Origin of the sequence: Mesorhizobium sp. M0904 (genome assembly GCF_040319475.1) — a bacterium.
Classification (GTDB): domain Bacteria; phylum Pseudomonadota; class Alphaproteobacteria; order Rhizobiales; family Rhizobiaceae; genus Mesorhizobium.
Genome location: NZ_JAMYOC010000002.1, coordinates 319175 through 332601, shown reverse-complemented (window position 1 = coordinate 332601; position 13427 = coordinate 319175). Strand labels below are relative to the sequence as shown.

Here is a 13427-nt window from a genome sequence, read left to right as displayed (position 1 = left end):
CGGTGGCAGACCCACGCGCCATCGGCCGGTTCTCCTTGCCGCCGCCTGTCAGAAGGCTGGGCGGCGTGCCACTCGGCCTGCTTGCTTCCCTCGCGCTGCTGACGGCGGCAGCCTGGGCGGTCACGCTCTACCAAACCCTCAGCATGAACATGCCGATGGGCATTGCCGTGCGCGGCCGGATGGAAGGCGTGGAGGGTATGGCCGACATGGCGATGGGCGGCATCGCCGCCGAGCCTTGGTCGATCGGCAACGCCGCCGTGTTTCTCGCGGTATGGACCGTGATGATGGCGGCGATGATGCTGCCTGCTGCTGCGCCGATGACCTTCATGTTCGCGTCGGCACAGTCAAGGCGCGAACGCCGCGTTGCAGTTCCGACCTGGATCTTCGTCGCCGGCTATATCCTCGTCTGGGCTGGAGCCGGCTTTCTAGTGTATGCGCTGGTCCAGCTCGGCAGCGATATCGCGAGAAGCTTCGATCCGCCTCAGCGTTCGCGTTGGGCGCCGCTCGCGCTCGGCGCCACGCTCGCAGCGGCTGGGCTCTACCAGTTCACGGCGGCCAAGCACATCTGCCTCGGGCACTGCCGCTCGCCACTGGCTTTCATTGCCGAGCACTGGCGCGACGGGCGGATCGGCGCCCTTCGCATGGGGCTGCGGCACGGCCTGTACTGCCTCGGCTGCTGCTGGGCGCTGTTTGCCGTTCTGGTCGCGGCCGGTGTCATGAGCCTCGCCTGGATGCTGCTTTTGACGCTGGTCGTCTTCGTCGAGAAGCTGTTGCCGCGCGGCCATCGCTTCGAGGCGACGGTGGGGATCGCGTTGATAGCACTCGGTATCGCGGTGGCGAGCGGCGCGGTGGCGATGCCATGGATGGCAGGGTAGCGCCGACGCTGGCCCGGTCCGACATTACGGGTTCGGCAAGGAAGCGGGCCGAAGGGGAATCGTCTCTCCGTCGCGGGCGACCACCTCGAAGGGTCCGCCATGGATGTGCATGGGGTGGATGAAGCCCTTGTTGGTGCCGATGAAATGCACTTTCAGGTCTCGCCGACCTTCACGCGGATCGTCTCTGTCGCGGGATATGCCTTGCTGGTCCGGCAGGTTGAAGGCCGTACGCAGGGTAGCCGCAAGATCGGCTGCCGCCATGTCGGATGCCAGGCCGGCTGTGGCGCGAGCCGCTGGAGTGGAGCTTTCTCGCCATCGGCACTTCGGCAAGTCCAGCCCGATAAGTCCTCCTGGCGGCCGCTATCAGGCGCCACGTCTGCCGCCGCCAAGGCCAATCCCGTTTTACGAATCGGAGCCTGACGTATCCCAGGCGCCGACACCGTTTCCCGCCATTCCCTGGAACAGATCATCCGCTTGCGCCGGCGAAAGGTTCGTGTCGGTGGCGACCCACCAGGTGAGGACCGCAAGAAATGCGCCGGCGATGAACTGGACGGCGAATTCGACGGGCACTCCACCTCCACCGCCCCGCTTTTCGACAAGTTCTGCTCGAACGGCGCGCCGGATACGCTCGCGCAATTCGCCATGGATCGTGTCGCCGCTGCTCGCAAGCAGCGCGTGGTGAAGCGACCGGAACGCAAGTGCATGTTCGAACATGGGAAGGCTAAACGCAAACAGGCGAGCACCAATCTCCTGACTTGCCGACATGCGCCCACGGCTTAGCGACCCCAGATGCGCCTCGATGGTCGCGCTGCGTAGAGCATCCTTGTCTGCGTAGTGGGTATAGAAGGTCGACCTGCCGACATTTGCTCTCTGGCAAATGTCGTCGACCGTGATGGCCGCATATGCGCGCTCCGGGATCAGGGCAATAAGTGCATCCTGCAGCAGCGCGCGTGTCCGCGCGACGCGGCGATCGATGGTGTTTGAGTCGCTCGTCCGGTCGATTTTTATGGTCATCGCCACTTTCGGCGCCTGCTTCTGGACATTCAAAGCTCTGGTGTCCGGAATCTCATGCTGGACATTGTGTCCAGTATGATACGCCAAGTCCAGAAGCTCAAATCGTATATTGGACAGGCCGCAACGGAAGGTCGCCGACATGCACTTATCTGGTCACCGCACCGGCAACGGGCGGCATTCGCGCAAGGGCGTGATCGCGATGGCCCTGCTTGCCAAACTGTCGCTCGTCGCCGGCTTCCTCTTTCTGGCCAATTTTGGCATGGGCTACATCGGCGCCGGCGCCTGGGTGGCGGCATTCCACGGCCTTATCCTAGCGGCAATCGCGATCGTATTGCTGTGGGGCTTCCTTTCTCGCATAGGCCTCGGCGGAAAAGGCACGCACGGCGCGAGCGACAGGGGGATCGGCATCGTCCTGCACCGGGCGGCGGGCTATGACTGGCTTGCGCGCGTTCTGACCCTCGGCCGCGAGGGGCGGTTTCGCGAGCACATGCTTCGCATGGCGAAGCTCCGGCCCGGCGAAGCGGTGCTTGATGTCGCCTGCGGAACGGGAACCCTTGCGATTGCCGCGAAGCGGCTAGTGGGTTCTGATGGAGGTGTCACGGGCGTTGATGCATCGGCTGAAATGATCGAGAGGGCGCGCGCCAAGGCCAAAAGGTCTGGCCTCGATCTGACTTTCGTCAACGGGACGGCGCAGAAGCTTCCCTTCAAGGACGCACGGTTCGACATTGTGATCGGCACGCTGATGCTGCATCATCTGTCGAAGCCCGTTCGATCGGCCTTCGTCCGCGAGGCAGCACGCGTCTTGAAGCCCACTGGCCGGCTGTTGCTTATCGATTTCGGCAGGCCGGTACGCAAGTCCAGATTGCCGAGATTTCATCGACATGGTCACGTGGACATGAATGGGATCGCCTCGTTGTTGACCGAGAGCGGATTCAAGGTCGGCGACATCGGCGCCGTCGGAACCAAGGACCTGAACTATGTTCGCGCGACGACGGACAAGGTCCGATCAGCGTGACCGAGGCATGCGACAGCCGCCAGACTTAAGCGTCGCCCCGAAAAGTCACGCGACATGGAGCCCGGGCCTCGAAGGCGTAGCAGTCTGGCGGGTCGTGCGAACTGAGCGCCAGCCTTGCCGACTCGTGGCAGGGTCGTCGACGTGGGTCGTGACGGCAAGCCCCTGATCCGCATGTCGTTGCTGATCTCGGCCGAAGCCCGCCGCGGCGGCCAACGTCTCGGCGCTTCAATCGGTCAGCGTTGTAGATATTTGACGAGCGCCGCGATCGCGAGCACGAGGGCGACCAACACCAGGATCCAGATGAGGCCCATCCCACCCATCAACCACATGCCCTCTGACCCATCCATCATGGAAATGATCCTCTAGCGCGAAGGCTGAGTTCGCCGCCCACGATTGGCGAGTGCAAGCTAAGTTAAGTCGCCGGCAACCTCCGCCAAGACAACGGTGATTCCGGTTACAGAACGGGGAAAGATGCATACTCCGGCAATTCTACATTCCCCCGCCGCAGCCGTCGGACAGGTCCCATACATTCACAATTTGCCTGCCGTCAAAGCCGTGTTCGTGGATCAGGTATTTCGCCAGTCCGCCATACACTCTCCAGCGCCAGCACGGGCAGCAGCAGGGGCCCTTCTCCTCGGAATTGGCCATCGCGTAATCGTAGGCCTTCTGCTCGTCCCCGGTGAGCTTCAGATCGTAGTAAGGCAGCATCTGCTGCGCGGTCGCCGCCGGTATGTCGTACGGGTCGCTGGGGATCATCGGGATGGCGCGATATTGGGTAAGCCCATCTACCTGCTCGCGATAGCGTTTCAGTTCCATCGGGCTGCAGCACGAGCCCTTGATGCGCGCCATCGCGGGCATGGTCGCGATCGACTCGGTAAACTTGGCCGAGCAGGTGCTGTTGCCGCTCTCGCTAAGATCTTTGAAACGTTTGGTCAATTCGGGATCGTCGGCAGCGATTGCCAAATCCGGTCCGAGAAAGCCTGCAGCCGTGGCGGCGCCGAAGACGCCGAGAATGACCGTGCGTCGATTTGGGGTCCTTATCATTTGCCGCTCCTCGCCTGCTCGATGAGCTTCTTCAGCGTCGCAAGATCGGTGGCGCCGGGAAAAATCTGGTCGCCGGCGATAAATCCCGGCGTTCCCGTTATTCTCAGCGCCTGGGCCAGTTCCATGTTGCGGTCGATCAGCGCCTGGATGTCCGGCTGCCGCATATCGCCCTTCATGCGCTCGACGTCCAGCCCGGCCTCGGCGGCGATCTTGAGGACGGCCGCCTCGGTCACCCTTGTCTTGGACCCATAGAGCGCCTTGTGAAACGCTGTGTATTTGCCCTGCTTGTCGGCGGCGAGCGCCGCCTTGGCCGCGAACACCGAATCTGGGCCGAGGATGGGGAATTCCTTGTAGACGATCCTGAGTTGCGGATCGTCGGCCGCAGCCTGTTCGATGACCGGCGCCATCTGCCTGCAATAGGGGCAATTATAGTCGAAGAACTCGACCAGGGTAACGTTGCCCTCGGCGTTGCCGCCGACTGGACTTTGCTTGTCACGGAAGATGTCGTCCGCGCGCGCCTTGAGCACCTGCCTGGCCTGGGCTGCATCTGCTTCACGCTGGCGCTGGTCCAGGCTTTTCAGCGCCTGCACGAGAACCTCCGGATGCGCCAGGATATAGTCGTGTATCCGCTGGTCGAACTGATCCTGGGACATCTCGCCTGCAGCATTCGCCTGTATGGCTTGAAAGCCCGGATTGAGCAGGAACCATCCTGTCGGCCGGCAAAGAGCAGGGCGCGGGCGATGCCGCTGCAATACCTGGCTGCATCTCTTGGCTTGGTGAACATGCGCGTCTCCCTTTCTTGTCGTCGAGAATGTCGGTGCCTCTCCGTCAAAAGAGGCTCTTCAATTTTGCCAGCCAGCCTTCGTCCCGTTCGTGGTGCGTGCGCTCGACATTGTTGGTGAGCGCGTTGACGAAGGTGACGAGATTGACGGGCGCGAAGTTCAGGCCGTGGAAATTCGCCCGCCAGCGGCCCTCCTTGTCGATCACATGCGTGACGATCCCGTGCATCTGGTAGCCATCATTGGTCAGGCTGAATTTGTGACCGAAGGCTTCCGCCAGATTGCGGGTCATATCCTCCGGCTGGCCCGGGGCAGTGGTCAGGAACAGCCAGTTGACAGGGTCGAGCCCATGCGCCGGTCCATAGGCATTGAGCACATCGGGCTTGTCCTTTGTGGGATCGGTGGTGATCGTCACGAAGGTGACCTGATCCTTCATCGGCGTGCTATTCACCATCTTCTGGATCTCGGCGATCTTCTCGGCATGCAGCGGGCAGACGTCCGGGCACGATGTGTAGATGAAATGGAGGACGACGACCTTGCCGATGAGGTCGGCCGGCCGCACGATGCGACCGTCGGCGGTGCGCAGCGTGAAATCGGGCGTTGGCCTGTCGATCTGCTGGAAATATTTCTCGTCGTTCTGCAGCATGGCGTCGACTTCGTCCATTGAATGCGCCCGCGCTCCATGCGTGAAGCCGGCGATCAGCGCGGTGAAGACGATCAGGCCGCACAACAGACGCCTCCATTCGTTCCAGGCGGATGAAACGTCCCGAACCGCCGGCTCGTCCCGGTTTCTGGCAAGCATCAGCCTTTTCCTTTCGGGCTAGCGGCAATACGGCTGCGGATGAAATCGACCATGTCGGGAGAATCCCATTCAGCCGGCCCGATCAGCCGGCCGATCTCCTTGCCGTCGCGGTTGATAAGCACGGTCATCGGCAGGCCCACCGCGCCGAGCGTGAACATGACTTTGGCCGAGGTATCGATGTTCAGCGCAAGGTGTGTAACGCCGGTCTCGGCGAAGAATTTCTTCACGGCGTCGGGACCCTTCCGGTCCATCGACAGCGCGACGACCTCGAAATCCGGTCCGCCGAGCTTGGCCTGCAGCCGATCAAGCGTCGGCATTTCCTTGCGGCAGGGCGCGCACCATGTCGCCCAGATGTTGAGCAGAACCACCTTACCGGAGAAATCGGCGAGCGTTTTCGGCTTGCCGGTGCCGTCCTCGAAGCTGATTTCCGGCACGGCGGCGGGCGTATCGAGCAGTGTGAAGTTCTCAGATGCCCCCGCTGCCACGGAGGGCGGCGGAAACGCCAGCAGCGAGCAGACAAGGAAGATAGCCCATTTGCACTTGATCATGGTGCGCTCACTCGGTAGCATAGACGGTCGGCGCCTTGCCGTCCTTGGTGAAGGCGTAGATCGTCCAGGTCTCGGACTTCTCGCCGCCCATGCCGGGCGCGCCTGCCGGCATGCCGGCCAGCGTGATGCCGCTAATGGCTGGCCGCTCGGTCAACAGCTTCTTGACGATTTCGACTGGCACAAGGCCGTCGACGACATAGCCGTCGACAATCAGTGTATGGCAGCCCTCAAGGTCCGCCGGCACGCCGGCATCGCTGCTGATTTGAGAGAGATTGTTGACCGGCTTGATATCGACCTTGAAGCCATTGTGCTCAAGATAGTTGGCGTAGGATTCACAGCAGCTGCATTGCGGGTTCTTGTACATGACGGCGTTGATCGTTGCGGCGAAGGCGGGCAGCGGCGTTGCGATCAGCAGGGACAGTGCGGCAAGGCGGTAGGTCAGTTTCATTGCAGTTCTCCTTGGTTGGATAAAACTTTCAGGTCACGCGGAACACTGTCATCAGGCCGGCCATCTGGTGATCGGCGACATGGCAGTGCAGCATCCAGCCACCGGGATTGTCGGCAACGAAGGCGCATTCGATTGTGTCCTTGGGGGCGAGCAGCACCGTGTCCTGCCATTGCCGGTGCGGTACCGGCAAGCCGTTGCGCGAAAGCACCGACAGGCTGAAGCCGTGAACGTGCATGGGGTGCCACCAGGCGGTTTCGTTGCGCACAGTGAGGTGGCAAGTCACGCCGCGTTTGAGCGTAAACTGCGGCGCCATGCCGGCATGGCCATCGCCAGTCATCGACATGCCGTTGATTGCCCAGGCGGCGGCGCCGTTCATGCCGGGCATCGCCATGCCCATCATGCCGCCGACGCCGGCCAGCTTGCCGCCGCCCATCATGCCGCCTTGCAGGACGATCTCATGCTGTTCAGCCTTGGCCAGGTCGGGGGCCGGCAGCGGATTGGCGGGCAGGCGACGCGGAGCATCGAGAAGATGGTGGCGCAGCGGCGGCGCCTTGTCATAGGCAAGCGTTGTCAGCGTGTAGACGAGGCCGTCATAGAAGTCGTCGACCACCGCGTGCCTGCTGCCGGGACCACCCTGCATGTCGAGCATAATGTCGATGCGCATGGCCGGTGCCAGCACCAGGCGGCCGTCTTCCGGTTCATGCGGGTCGCAGGGCTGGCCGTCGACCGCGACGATCACCGGACGGTGACCCTCGAAGCGCAGCGCCACCATGCGGGCAAGGCAGGCATTGGCGAGCCGCAGTCTGACGCGCTCACCTGCCGTCACGCTCAGGTCGGCCGGCGCCGCGCCATTGATGGTGACGGCATTGCCGACGCGGCCCGACATCGACGCATCCATCATGCTGCCGAAGCCGCCGGCGATCTGGCCGTCGCTGGTGAGCCGCCAGTCCTGCAGCAGCCAGAGGAGATCGCGGTCGGCGGCGACGGGTTCACGTTCCTCAACGATCAGCGGGCCGGCGAGTCCACGGCCGATCTGCACCAGGCTGTCGGCATGCGAATGGTACCAGAAGGTGCCGGCATCTGGCGGCGTGAACTCATAGACGAAGTTCTCGCCCGGTCCGATCGGCCTCTGGGTCAGGCCCGGCACGCCGTCCATGGCGTTCGGCAAACGGATGCCATGCCAATGGACGGTCGTGTCTTCGTCTAGTCCGTTCTCGACAGTGATGCGGACCGGCTGGCCCTGCCGCAGGCGCAATGTTGGGCCGGGGGTGGTGCCGCTATAGGTCCAGACTGCGGTAGACGGACCGTCGGCGCCATTGAGCAGCGCCTGGCCCGGGCCGGCCTTGATCCTGCGCTCGTCCTCGGTCGAGGCGCGTGCAGGACGCAGCGAGCAGGACACGGCAGCGCCCGCCGCGGCCGCAAAAAACCCGCGGCGCGATATCGAATGACTGAAATCGTATTTCACCCTGCTTGCCCTTTGCGATCTCGATCGATGGCGAGCCACTCGGCATCGAACTGGAATGCTGTATGCGCCCGCGCGCGCAACGATGCGCAACACAGGCGATCAGGCGCCGGGAATCAGCCGCGTCACGGCTGAAACGGCGTCAAGCGCTGAGTCGGGGAGGGTATGGGTCGGGTAGGGAACTTCGTCCCTGCAGGAACGGGGCAGCTTGCGTCGATGGCTGCTGCACGTGGAGAACTGCCGTCACCGCAAGGTCTTGCGGCAGCACCGCCAGCACCGGTGCGATGCAGGTCGGCGGACAATGCGTCGGGTTGCCACTGTCGCCGATGTCTTTGAGGCACGCCTTGCAGTCGCCGTTCATGGAAGCACCGGCCAAAGTGCCTGTGCTGGCACCGCTGGGCATCGCCATAGCGTCCGCCATCTTGGCCGACATGACGCTGGCCTGAGCCGCAGACAGGCTCAATCCGGCGGTCAGGAAGACCGCTATTAGCATGACGAGGAGATGTTTTGGCGACAGCCGGGCCATCATCCGCCTAGGCTGGCGGCAAAATGCAGCTTTTGCAAGTCCCCGATGCTGCGACATCAAGACTTCCGCGATAAGCTCTGGATCGGCTTCGCTGAATTCAGCGTGCGGAACGTAATGATGGCTAGTTCCCTCATCGCGAAGGCCCCGGTCGATCAGCACGAAATAGGGCGGTGGTCCAAGCGCCGTGATCTGGCCGGCCGAGGTGATGCTGATCAGCAGGCGGCACCCCGACGCGAAAAGCTGCTCGGCGAACAGCACGGCGAACGAGGAGCCGACCGCACAGCCAATGATGCCAAGCGTCTGGCCATCCAGTTCGAACTCGTGAAGGACGGTATGATAGCAGGCCCAGCCTGACGATGGGCGCGCGCGGCCTTCTTTGCGCAACCGGCACACTACGTCGCCGTCCGGATCAAGGACACACAGAAGGCACGCGTTCCGGCGACAGGCCTTTTTGCCGCCGCGCCTCGCGAAGCATGCTTTCAACCTGAAACACGGACTCGGCCGAATAGTCCTTCAGCTCAAGCAGCGGTGATCGCGGAACTGGTGGCGTCATGTTGTTCGACCGAAAACTTTTGGCTGCGGGACCACTCAGGCCGCTGCCTCAATTGGAAGGCCTGCGGCCTTCCAATCGGGATACCCGTCCTCGAGCCGGTGAGCGACATACCCTCGCGCCCGCAGTGCCGCGACAGCCTCGAACGAGAGAACGCAATAAGGGCCGCGGCAATAGGCAATGACCTCCCGGTTCGCGGGAAGTTCCGCCAGCCGGTTTTCAAGTTCAGCGAACGGGATGTTGAGCGCTCCCGGTAGATGTCCGAGCGCGAATTCGTCCTCCGACCGGACATCGAGAACCGTGACAAGGCCATCACGCAACCTTGAGACAAGCTCTTCACGCGACACAGCCTCCAAGGCGTCGCGAGCCTGGAAATAGTCGGTCATGACGCGGTTGACCTCGGCGACGTTCCGCTCGCCCACGCGTCCCAGAGCCTTCATTAATTCAACCACCAGAACATCTCCTGCAAGGCGATAGAGCATGTGCTTGCCCTGCCGCTCGGCCTCGACAAGTCGCGCGCGTCGAAGGATTTGAAGGTGGCGTGAAGCGTTGGCAAAGTTGAGGCTGGCCCGAGCCGCAAGTCCTTCGACGCTGCGTTCACCCTGTGCGAGGTGCTCCAGCAATTCCAGCCGGTGCGCATGCCCGAGCGCCTGAGCCACCTCGGCAAGGCTGGCGAAAATCGCCTGTTTTGGTCCAATGCTTGACACGACTGTTCCTCGGTGAAACATTCAGCAGAATAATTGAATATTACCGCAGGCGAGGTAGGGAGCGCAAGCCATGATCCTCCGTCAATTCCTCCATTCCGATCCCGTCGCCGCATCCTACCTGTTCGGATGTGGTGGAAAATCGGCCGCTGCGGTGGTCGATCCGGTCGGTGACATTGCGCCTTACCTTAGGGTCGCCGAGGCGACGGGCATGCGCATCCTCTATGTGGTCGACACGCACATCCATGCCGACCACATTTCCGTCGGGCGGGCGCTCGCTGCAGCGTCCGGCGCGGAATACCTGCTCTTCGAAGGCGCGGAGGCCGGGTTCCCGTTTCTGCGCGCCAAGGACGGTGACGTGCTCGAACTCGGCAATGTGACGATGGCCGTCATGCACACGCCCGGGCATACGCCGGAGCACATTTCGCTCTTGATCACCGATCGGACACGCGCGAGCGAGCCGTGGTTCGTGCTGACAGGCCACACGCTGATGGTTGGCGATCTCGGGCGAACCGAACTGGCAACCGACGCCGAGGCCGGCGCGCGGACGCTGTTTTCCAGCGTGCGCCGTCTCAAGCAACTGCCGGATCACGTCGAGGTGCTGCCCGGCGCATATTCCGGCTCGGTCTGCGGGCGCTCGCTCAGCGGCAAGCCGACATCGACGATTGGCTTCGAGAAGCGCTTCAACAAAGCATTCCGCATTGAGGACGAGGGCACCTTCGTCGCCACGATGGTCGCCGACATACCACCCCCGCCGCCGGATGCGGCGCGCAACCGAGCCACCAATGCCGGGTTGGTCGCCGCGGCCTGACCGATGGGCGTTTCGCGGTCAGCAGGCTCGACTGTCAGACTTGGGCTTAGGGAAAACTGGCGGCAGTTTGCTCTCCTGATGCTGGTGAATGCTTTTGTCGGCGGCATGGTCGGGATCGAGCGAACGGTCGTGCCGCTCATCGGATCGGAAGAGTTCGGCATCACGTCGACGACACTTGTCGTCTCCTTCATCGTGAGCTTCGGCGTGGTAAAGGCGCTTGCCAATCTCGTCTCCGGCCAACTCGCCGATAGCTGGGGGCGCATGCGCGTTCTCGTCCTCGGCTGGCTTGTCGGCTTGCCGGTTCCGTTCATGATCATCTGGGCTCCGAGCTGGGGATGGGTGATTGCGGCCAATGCACTGCTCGGCATCAATCAAGGACTGGCCTGGTCGATGACTGTGGTCATGAAGGTCGATCTCGTCGGTCCGAAATCACGTGGCCTTGCAGTCGGCCTCAATGAGTTTGCCGGCTATCTCGCCGTCGGCGTAACGGCATTCCTCACGGGCTATCTCGCTTCGCGATACGGCCTGCGCCCGGTGCCCATCTATCTCGGGATCGGCTACGCCATCGTCGGCACCGTATTGTCGGTGCTGCTAATCCGTGACACGCGCGACCACCTCCGGTTGGAAACATCCGCTCACGCAATGCAATCCGCGCCGATCAGTTTCCGGGAGGTGTTTGCGCTGACCTCGTTCCGGAATCGCAATCTGTTCGCGGCTTCGCAAGCCGGCCTCGTCAACAACCTCAACGACGGCATGAGCTGGGGTATTTTCCCATTGTTCTTCGTGTCCTTCGGACTTGGCATCGAGCGCATCGGCATCCTGAAGGCGGTCTATCCCGCAACATGGGGAATCCTGCAGGTCGTCACCGGCCCCTTGAGCGATCGCTGGGGCCGCAAGGGCCTGATCGTCGCCGGGATGTGGACCCAGGCCGGCGGTCTGTTTCTTACCGCCGCCACGGGCCGGTTCGAATGGTGGCTCATCGGCAGTCTTCTGCTCGGCCTTGGAACGGCAATGGTCTATCCAAGTCTGATCGCTGCCGTTTCCGACGCCTCGCATCCCAGCTGGCGCGCCCGCTCGCTCAGCGTCTATCGGTTCTGGCGCGATCTCGGCTACGCGATCGGCGCGCTCTCAGCAGGTCTCATCGCCGATCGCTTCGGGCTCTCGTGGGCGGTAACATCGATTGCCGCATTGACGTTTGTCTCTGGCGCAATTGTTGCCATCGCGATGCAGGAGGCCGCCAAAGGTTCGCGCCAACCTTCCCGCAGATAGTCGACCGGGGGTCGGCCTGATATCCGATGGCACTCACGGACTCGCTCACGCTCATCCTACGGTACATTGGTGTTGCGCAACTGGCCATCATTGCCGGCCTGGCCGTTCGTGATCTGCGCTTCAGTCTCGTCGGCTACCTCGTTGCGGTGTTCTGCTTTGGGGTCGCCTCCAGCACCAGATTGCGAGCCTGCCGGCTCGGCAATCCTTAGCGTGTAGTATTCGATCGGAACGCCTCTCGTACCGACGCGCATCAGCTTGTTCCTCGCTAAAGGAACGCGTTCAGGCAGTATGCTCGCATGGGTTGGACAAATCCATATGATGTCGACGCGAGCCAATGCGCCTGTGGGCTCACGTGGGTTGACGGATGGGCAGGTGCCAAGTCGGACCAGCGCCTACTGTATATGCAGAAGCTTAGACAGCCACCTGGGTTCCGATCTCGACCACACGTCCGGTCGGAATCTTGCAATATTCAGTCGCATCAGCCGCCGTGCGCGCCAGCCCGGTGAACAGCTTGTCCTGCCAGACTGGCATGCCGGAATTGGGCGATGTCTTGAGCGAGCGCCGCGACAGGAAGAAGGATCTCGTGATGTCGAACTTCCAGCCTTCTTGCGGCAGATCGCCAGCGCGCGGGGGATGTTGGGCTGCCCCATATAGCCGAAGGTCAGCGTCCCGAAAAACCTTGGTCAAGCAACGGGGTAGAGCCCTCCAATTTCTGGAGCAGGGAACTTGCTTCTTCACGGGAAACACCGGAGGAATGATGATCAACTGAGAATTGATTCGGAGCTTGTGCATGCGCGGGGTGCAAGCGGCTTTGGCTGCGCTGATTCTGACCGGTTCCTTCACTTCCGCCCTCGCCGACAACAGTTCTCCCTTCATCTATTTTGCAACCGAAGATCCTTTCGCTGCCGGTCAACCGACGAAGAACGACGTCTATGTTTTTGGGGGCGTCTTTGTGACCGGGTCCTTCGGGGATACTATCAACGTCTTCGGGGCCGACTATACGAACAATTACATGATTGGAGCTGCTTACGGCCGTGATTTCGCCGATGTTGGCGCCGGTTTTGTCCTTGGCGGTGTGACTGGGGCTGCCATAAGGTTTGGCGAGGACGACGATACATCCGGAGAGCTTTGGGCCGGGATGCGGCTTCGCCACCAGGGCCTTGTCATCGGCGATCTGGCGATTGCGCCAGCGCTGACGGCCGGTGTCAGTGCCGTTACAGGCGTCACCGAGATCGAGCACGCCCGCGAAATCCATTACAATGGCGATGCATCCTTCCTTGGTTTTATCGGCGCGGAGCTTTCTTTCAGACTGAGGCAAGCTCCCAACGTCGAGCTTGTCTATCAACTCCATCACAGATCCGGCGCCGGTGGCACGTTTGGAAACATGGGAGAGGGTTCCAACGCGAATACTGTTGGAGTGCGTTATCGCTTCTAGCTGACGCCTGAATGCTTCGAGTCGGGGCTGACATTCTGTGAAGGTGCGCCGGTTGCCGCCGCCCGTAGGCGACGAGCGGGGCCGAGTCGGCGCGCTGGATGGCTTCAGAGTGCGGGCGCAATCCACCGTTCTTCACGGGATCCTC

15 protein-coding genes and 2 pseudogenes are annotated in these 13427 nt (G+C 62.3%); 5 read left to right on the top strand and 12 right to left on the bottom strand.

Features of this window, described 5'->3' with window-relative positions:
- The first annotated feature begins 2 nt into the window (after nt 1–2).
- On the top strand, nt 3–875 hold the full coding sequence (locus NKH80_RS04075; protein ID WP_352989777.1) for a DUF2182 domain-containing protein: 873 nt from the start codon (nt 3–5) through the stop codon (nt 873–875).
- Nucleotides 876–880: 5 nt separating this feature from the next.
- On the opposite strand, the pseudogene NKH80_RS04070 reads toward NKH80_RS04075, so the two are convergent.
- Both NKH80_RS04070 and NKH80_RS04065 read right to left on the bottom strand, forming a co-directional pair.
- Nucleotides 881–1078, bottom strand: a pseudogene (locus tag NKH80_RS04070) (multicopper oxidase domain-containing protein); the annotation flags it as partial.
- A 199-nt stretch (nt 1079–1277) separates the two neighbouring features.
- Nucleotides 1278–2030 (bottom strand): TetR/AcrR family transcriptional regulator, encoded by a 753-nt coding sequence (locus NKH80_RS04065; RefSeq protein WP_352989774.1) that lies wholly within the window; start codon nt 2028–2030, stop codon nt 1278–1280.
- On the opposite strand from NKH80_RS04065, the gene NKH80_RS04060 reads away from it, so the two are divergent.
- Complete coding sequence (locus tag NKH80_RS04060) at nt 2029–2904, top strand: class I SAM-dependent methyltransferase (protein WP_352989769.1); 876 nt, start codon at nt 2029–2031, stop codon at nt 2902–2904. The two genes, NKH80_RS04065 and NKH80_RS04060, sit on opposite strands and share 2 nt — an antisense overlap.
- Nucleotides 2905–3393: 489 nt before the next feature.
- On the opposite strand, the gene NKH80_RS04055 is transcribed toward NKH80_RS04060, so the two are convergent.
- From NKH80_RS04055 to NKH80_RS04020, 8 genes are all read right to left on the bottom strand, one after another.
- The gene (locus NKH80_RS04055; protein WP_352989766.1) at nt 3394–3948 is read right to left on the bottom strand and encodes a hypothetical protein; all 555 of its coding nucleotides are present in this window, start codon (nt 3946–3948) and stop codon (nt 3394–3396) included.
- Complete coding sequence (locus NKH80_RS04050) at nt 3945–4601, bottom strand: DsbA family protein (protein ID WP_352989763.1); 657 nt, start codon at nt 4599–4601, stop codon at nt 3945–3947. The genes NKH80_RS04055 and NKH80_RS04050 overlap by 4 nt, the downstream gene beginning before the upstream one ends.
- A 175-nt stretch (nt 4602–4776) precedes the next feature.
- Complete coding sequence (locus NKH80_RS04045) at nt 4777–5529, bottom strand: SCO family protein (protein WP_352989760.1); 753 nt, start codon at nt 5527–5529, stop codon at nt 4777–4779.
- The gene (locus NKH80_RS04040) at nt 5529–6077 is read right to left on the bottom strand and encodes a TlpA family protein disulfide reductase (protein ID WP_254819350.1); all 549 of its coding nucleotides are present in this window, start codon (nt 6075–6077) and stop codon (nt 5529–5531) included. Before NKH80_RS04040 ends, NKH80_RS04045 begins: the two co-directional genes overlap by 1 nt.
- Nucleotides 6078–6084: 7 nt before the next feature.
- A complete protein-coding gene (locus tag NKH80_RS04035; RefSeq protein ID WP_352691287.1) occupies nt 6085–6525 on the bottom strand; it encodes a DUF411 domain-containing protein in 441 nt (146 codons plus the stop codon).
- A 28-nt stretch (nt 6526–6553) separates the two neighbouring features.
- A complete protein-coding gene (locus NKH80_RS04030) occupies nt 6554–7990 on the bottom strand; it encodes a multicopper oxidase family protein (protein ID WP_352989757.1) in 1437 nt (478 codons plus the stop codon).
- Nucleotides 7991–8129: 139 nt separating this feature from the next.
- Nucleotides 8130–8906 carry a phosphorylase family protein gene (locus tag NKH80_RS04025; RefSeq protein WP_352989755.1) on the bottom strand — a complete coding sequence of 259 codons (777 nt, stop codon included), beginning with the start codon at nt 8904–8906 and terminating at the stop codon, nt 8130–8132.
- A gap of 195 nt (nt 8907–9101) precedes the next feature.
- Nucleotides 9102–9770, bottom strand: coding sequence for an ArsR/SmtB family transcription factor (locus NKH80_RS04020; RefSeq protein ID WP_352648338.1), 669 nt, complete (start codon nt 9768–9770; stop codon nt 9102–9104).
- A gap of 70 nt (nt 9771–9840) precedes the next feature.
- Here NKH80_RS04020 and NKH80_RS04015 point away from each other — a divergent pair, with 70 nt between their 5' ends.
- Both NKH80_RS04015 and NKH80_RS04010 read left to right on the top strand, forming a co-directional pair.
- The gene (locus NKH80_RS04015) at nt 9841–10578 is read left to right on the top strand and encodes an MBL fold metallo-hydrolase (RefSeq protein WP_352989751.1); all 738 of its coding nucleotides are present in this window, start codon (nt 9841–9843) and stop codon (nt 10576–10578) included.
- A 78-nt stretch (nt 10579–10656) separates the two neighbouring features.
- Entirely contained in the window at nt 10657–11847 is a 1191-nt protein-coding gene (locus NKH80_RS04010; protein ID WP_352989748.1) for an MFS transporter, read from the top strand.
- Nucleotides 11848–11903: 56 nt separating this feature from the next.
- Here NKH80_RS04010 and NKH80_RS04005 read toward each other — a convergent pair whose 3' ends face one another.
- Together NKH80_RS04005 and NKH80_RS04000 are read right to left on the bottom strand one after the other, a co-directional pair.
- Nucleotides 11904–12098, bottom strand: a complete 195-nt coding sequence (locus tag NKH80_RS04005; RefSeq protein ID WP_352740979.1) for a hypothetical protein — start codon at nt 12096–12098, stop codon at nt 11904–11906.
- Between the two features lie 160 nt (nt 12099–12258).
- Nucleotides 12259–12515, bottom strand: a pseudogene (locus NKH80_RS04000) (KUP/HAK/KT family potassium transporter); the annotation flags it as partial.
- Nucleotides 12516–12637: 122 nt separating this feature from the next.
- Here NKH80_RS04000 and NKH80_RS03995 point away from each other — a divergent pair.
- Nucleotides 12638–13282 carry a hypothetical protein gene (locus NKH80_RS03995; protein WP_352989745.1) on the top strand — a complete coding sequence of 215 codons (645 nt, stop codon included), beginning with the start codon at nt 12638–12640 and terminating at the stop codon, nt 13280–13282.
- Nucleotides 13283–13427 lie beyond the last annotated feature (145 nt).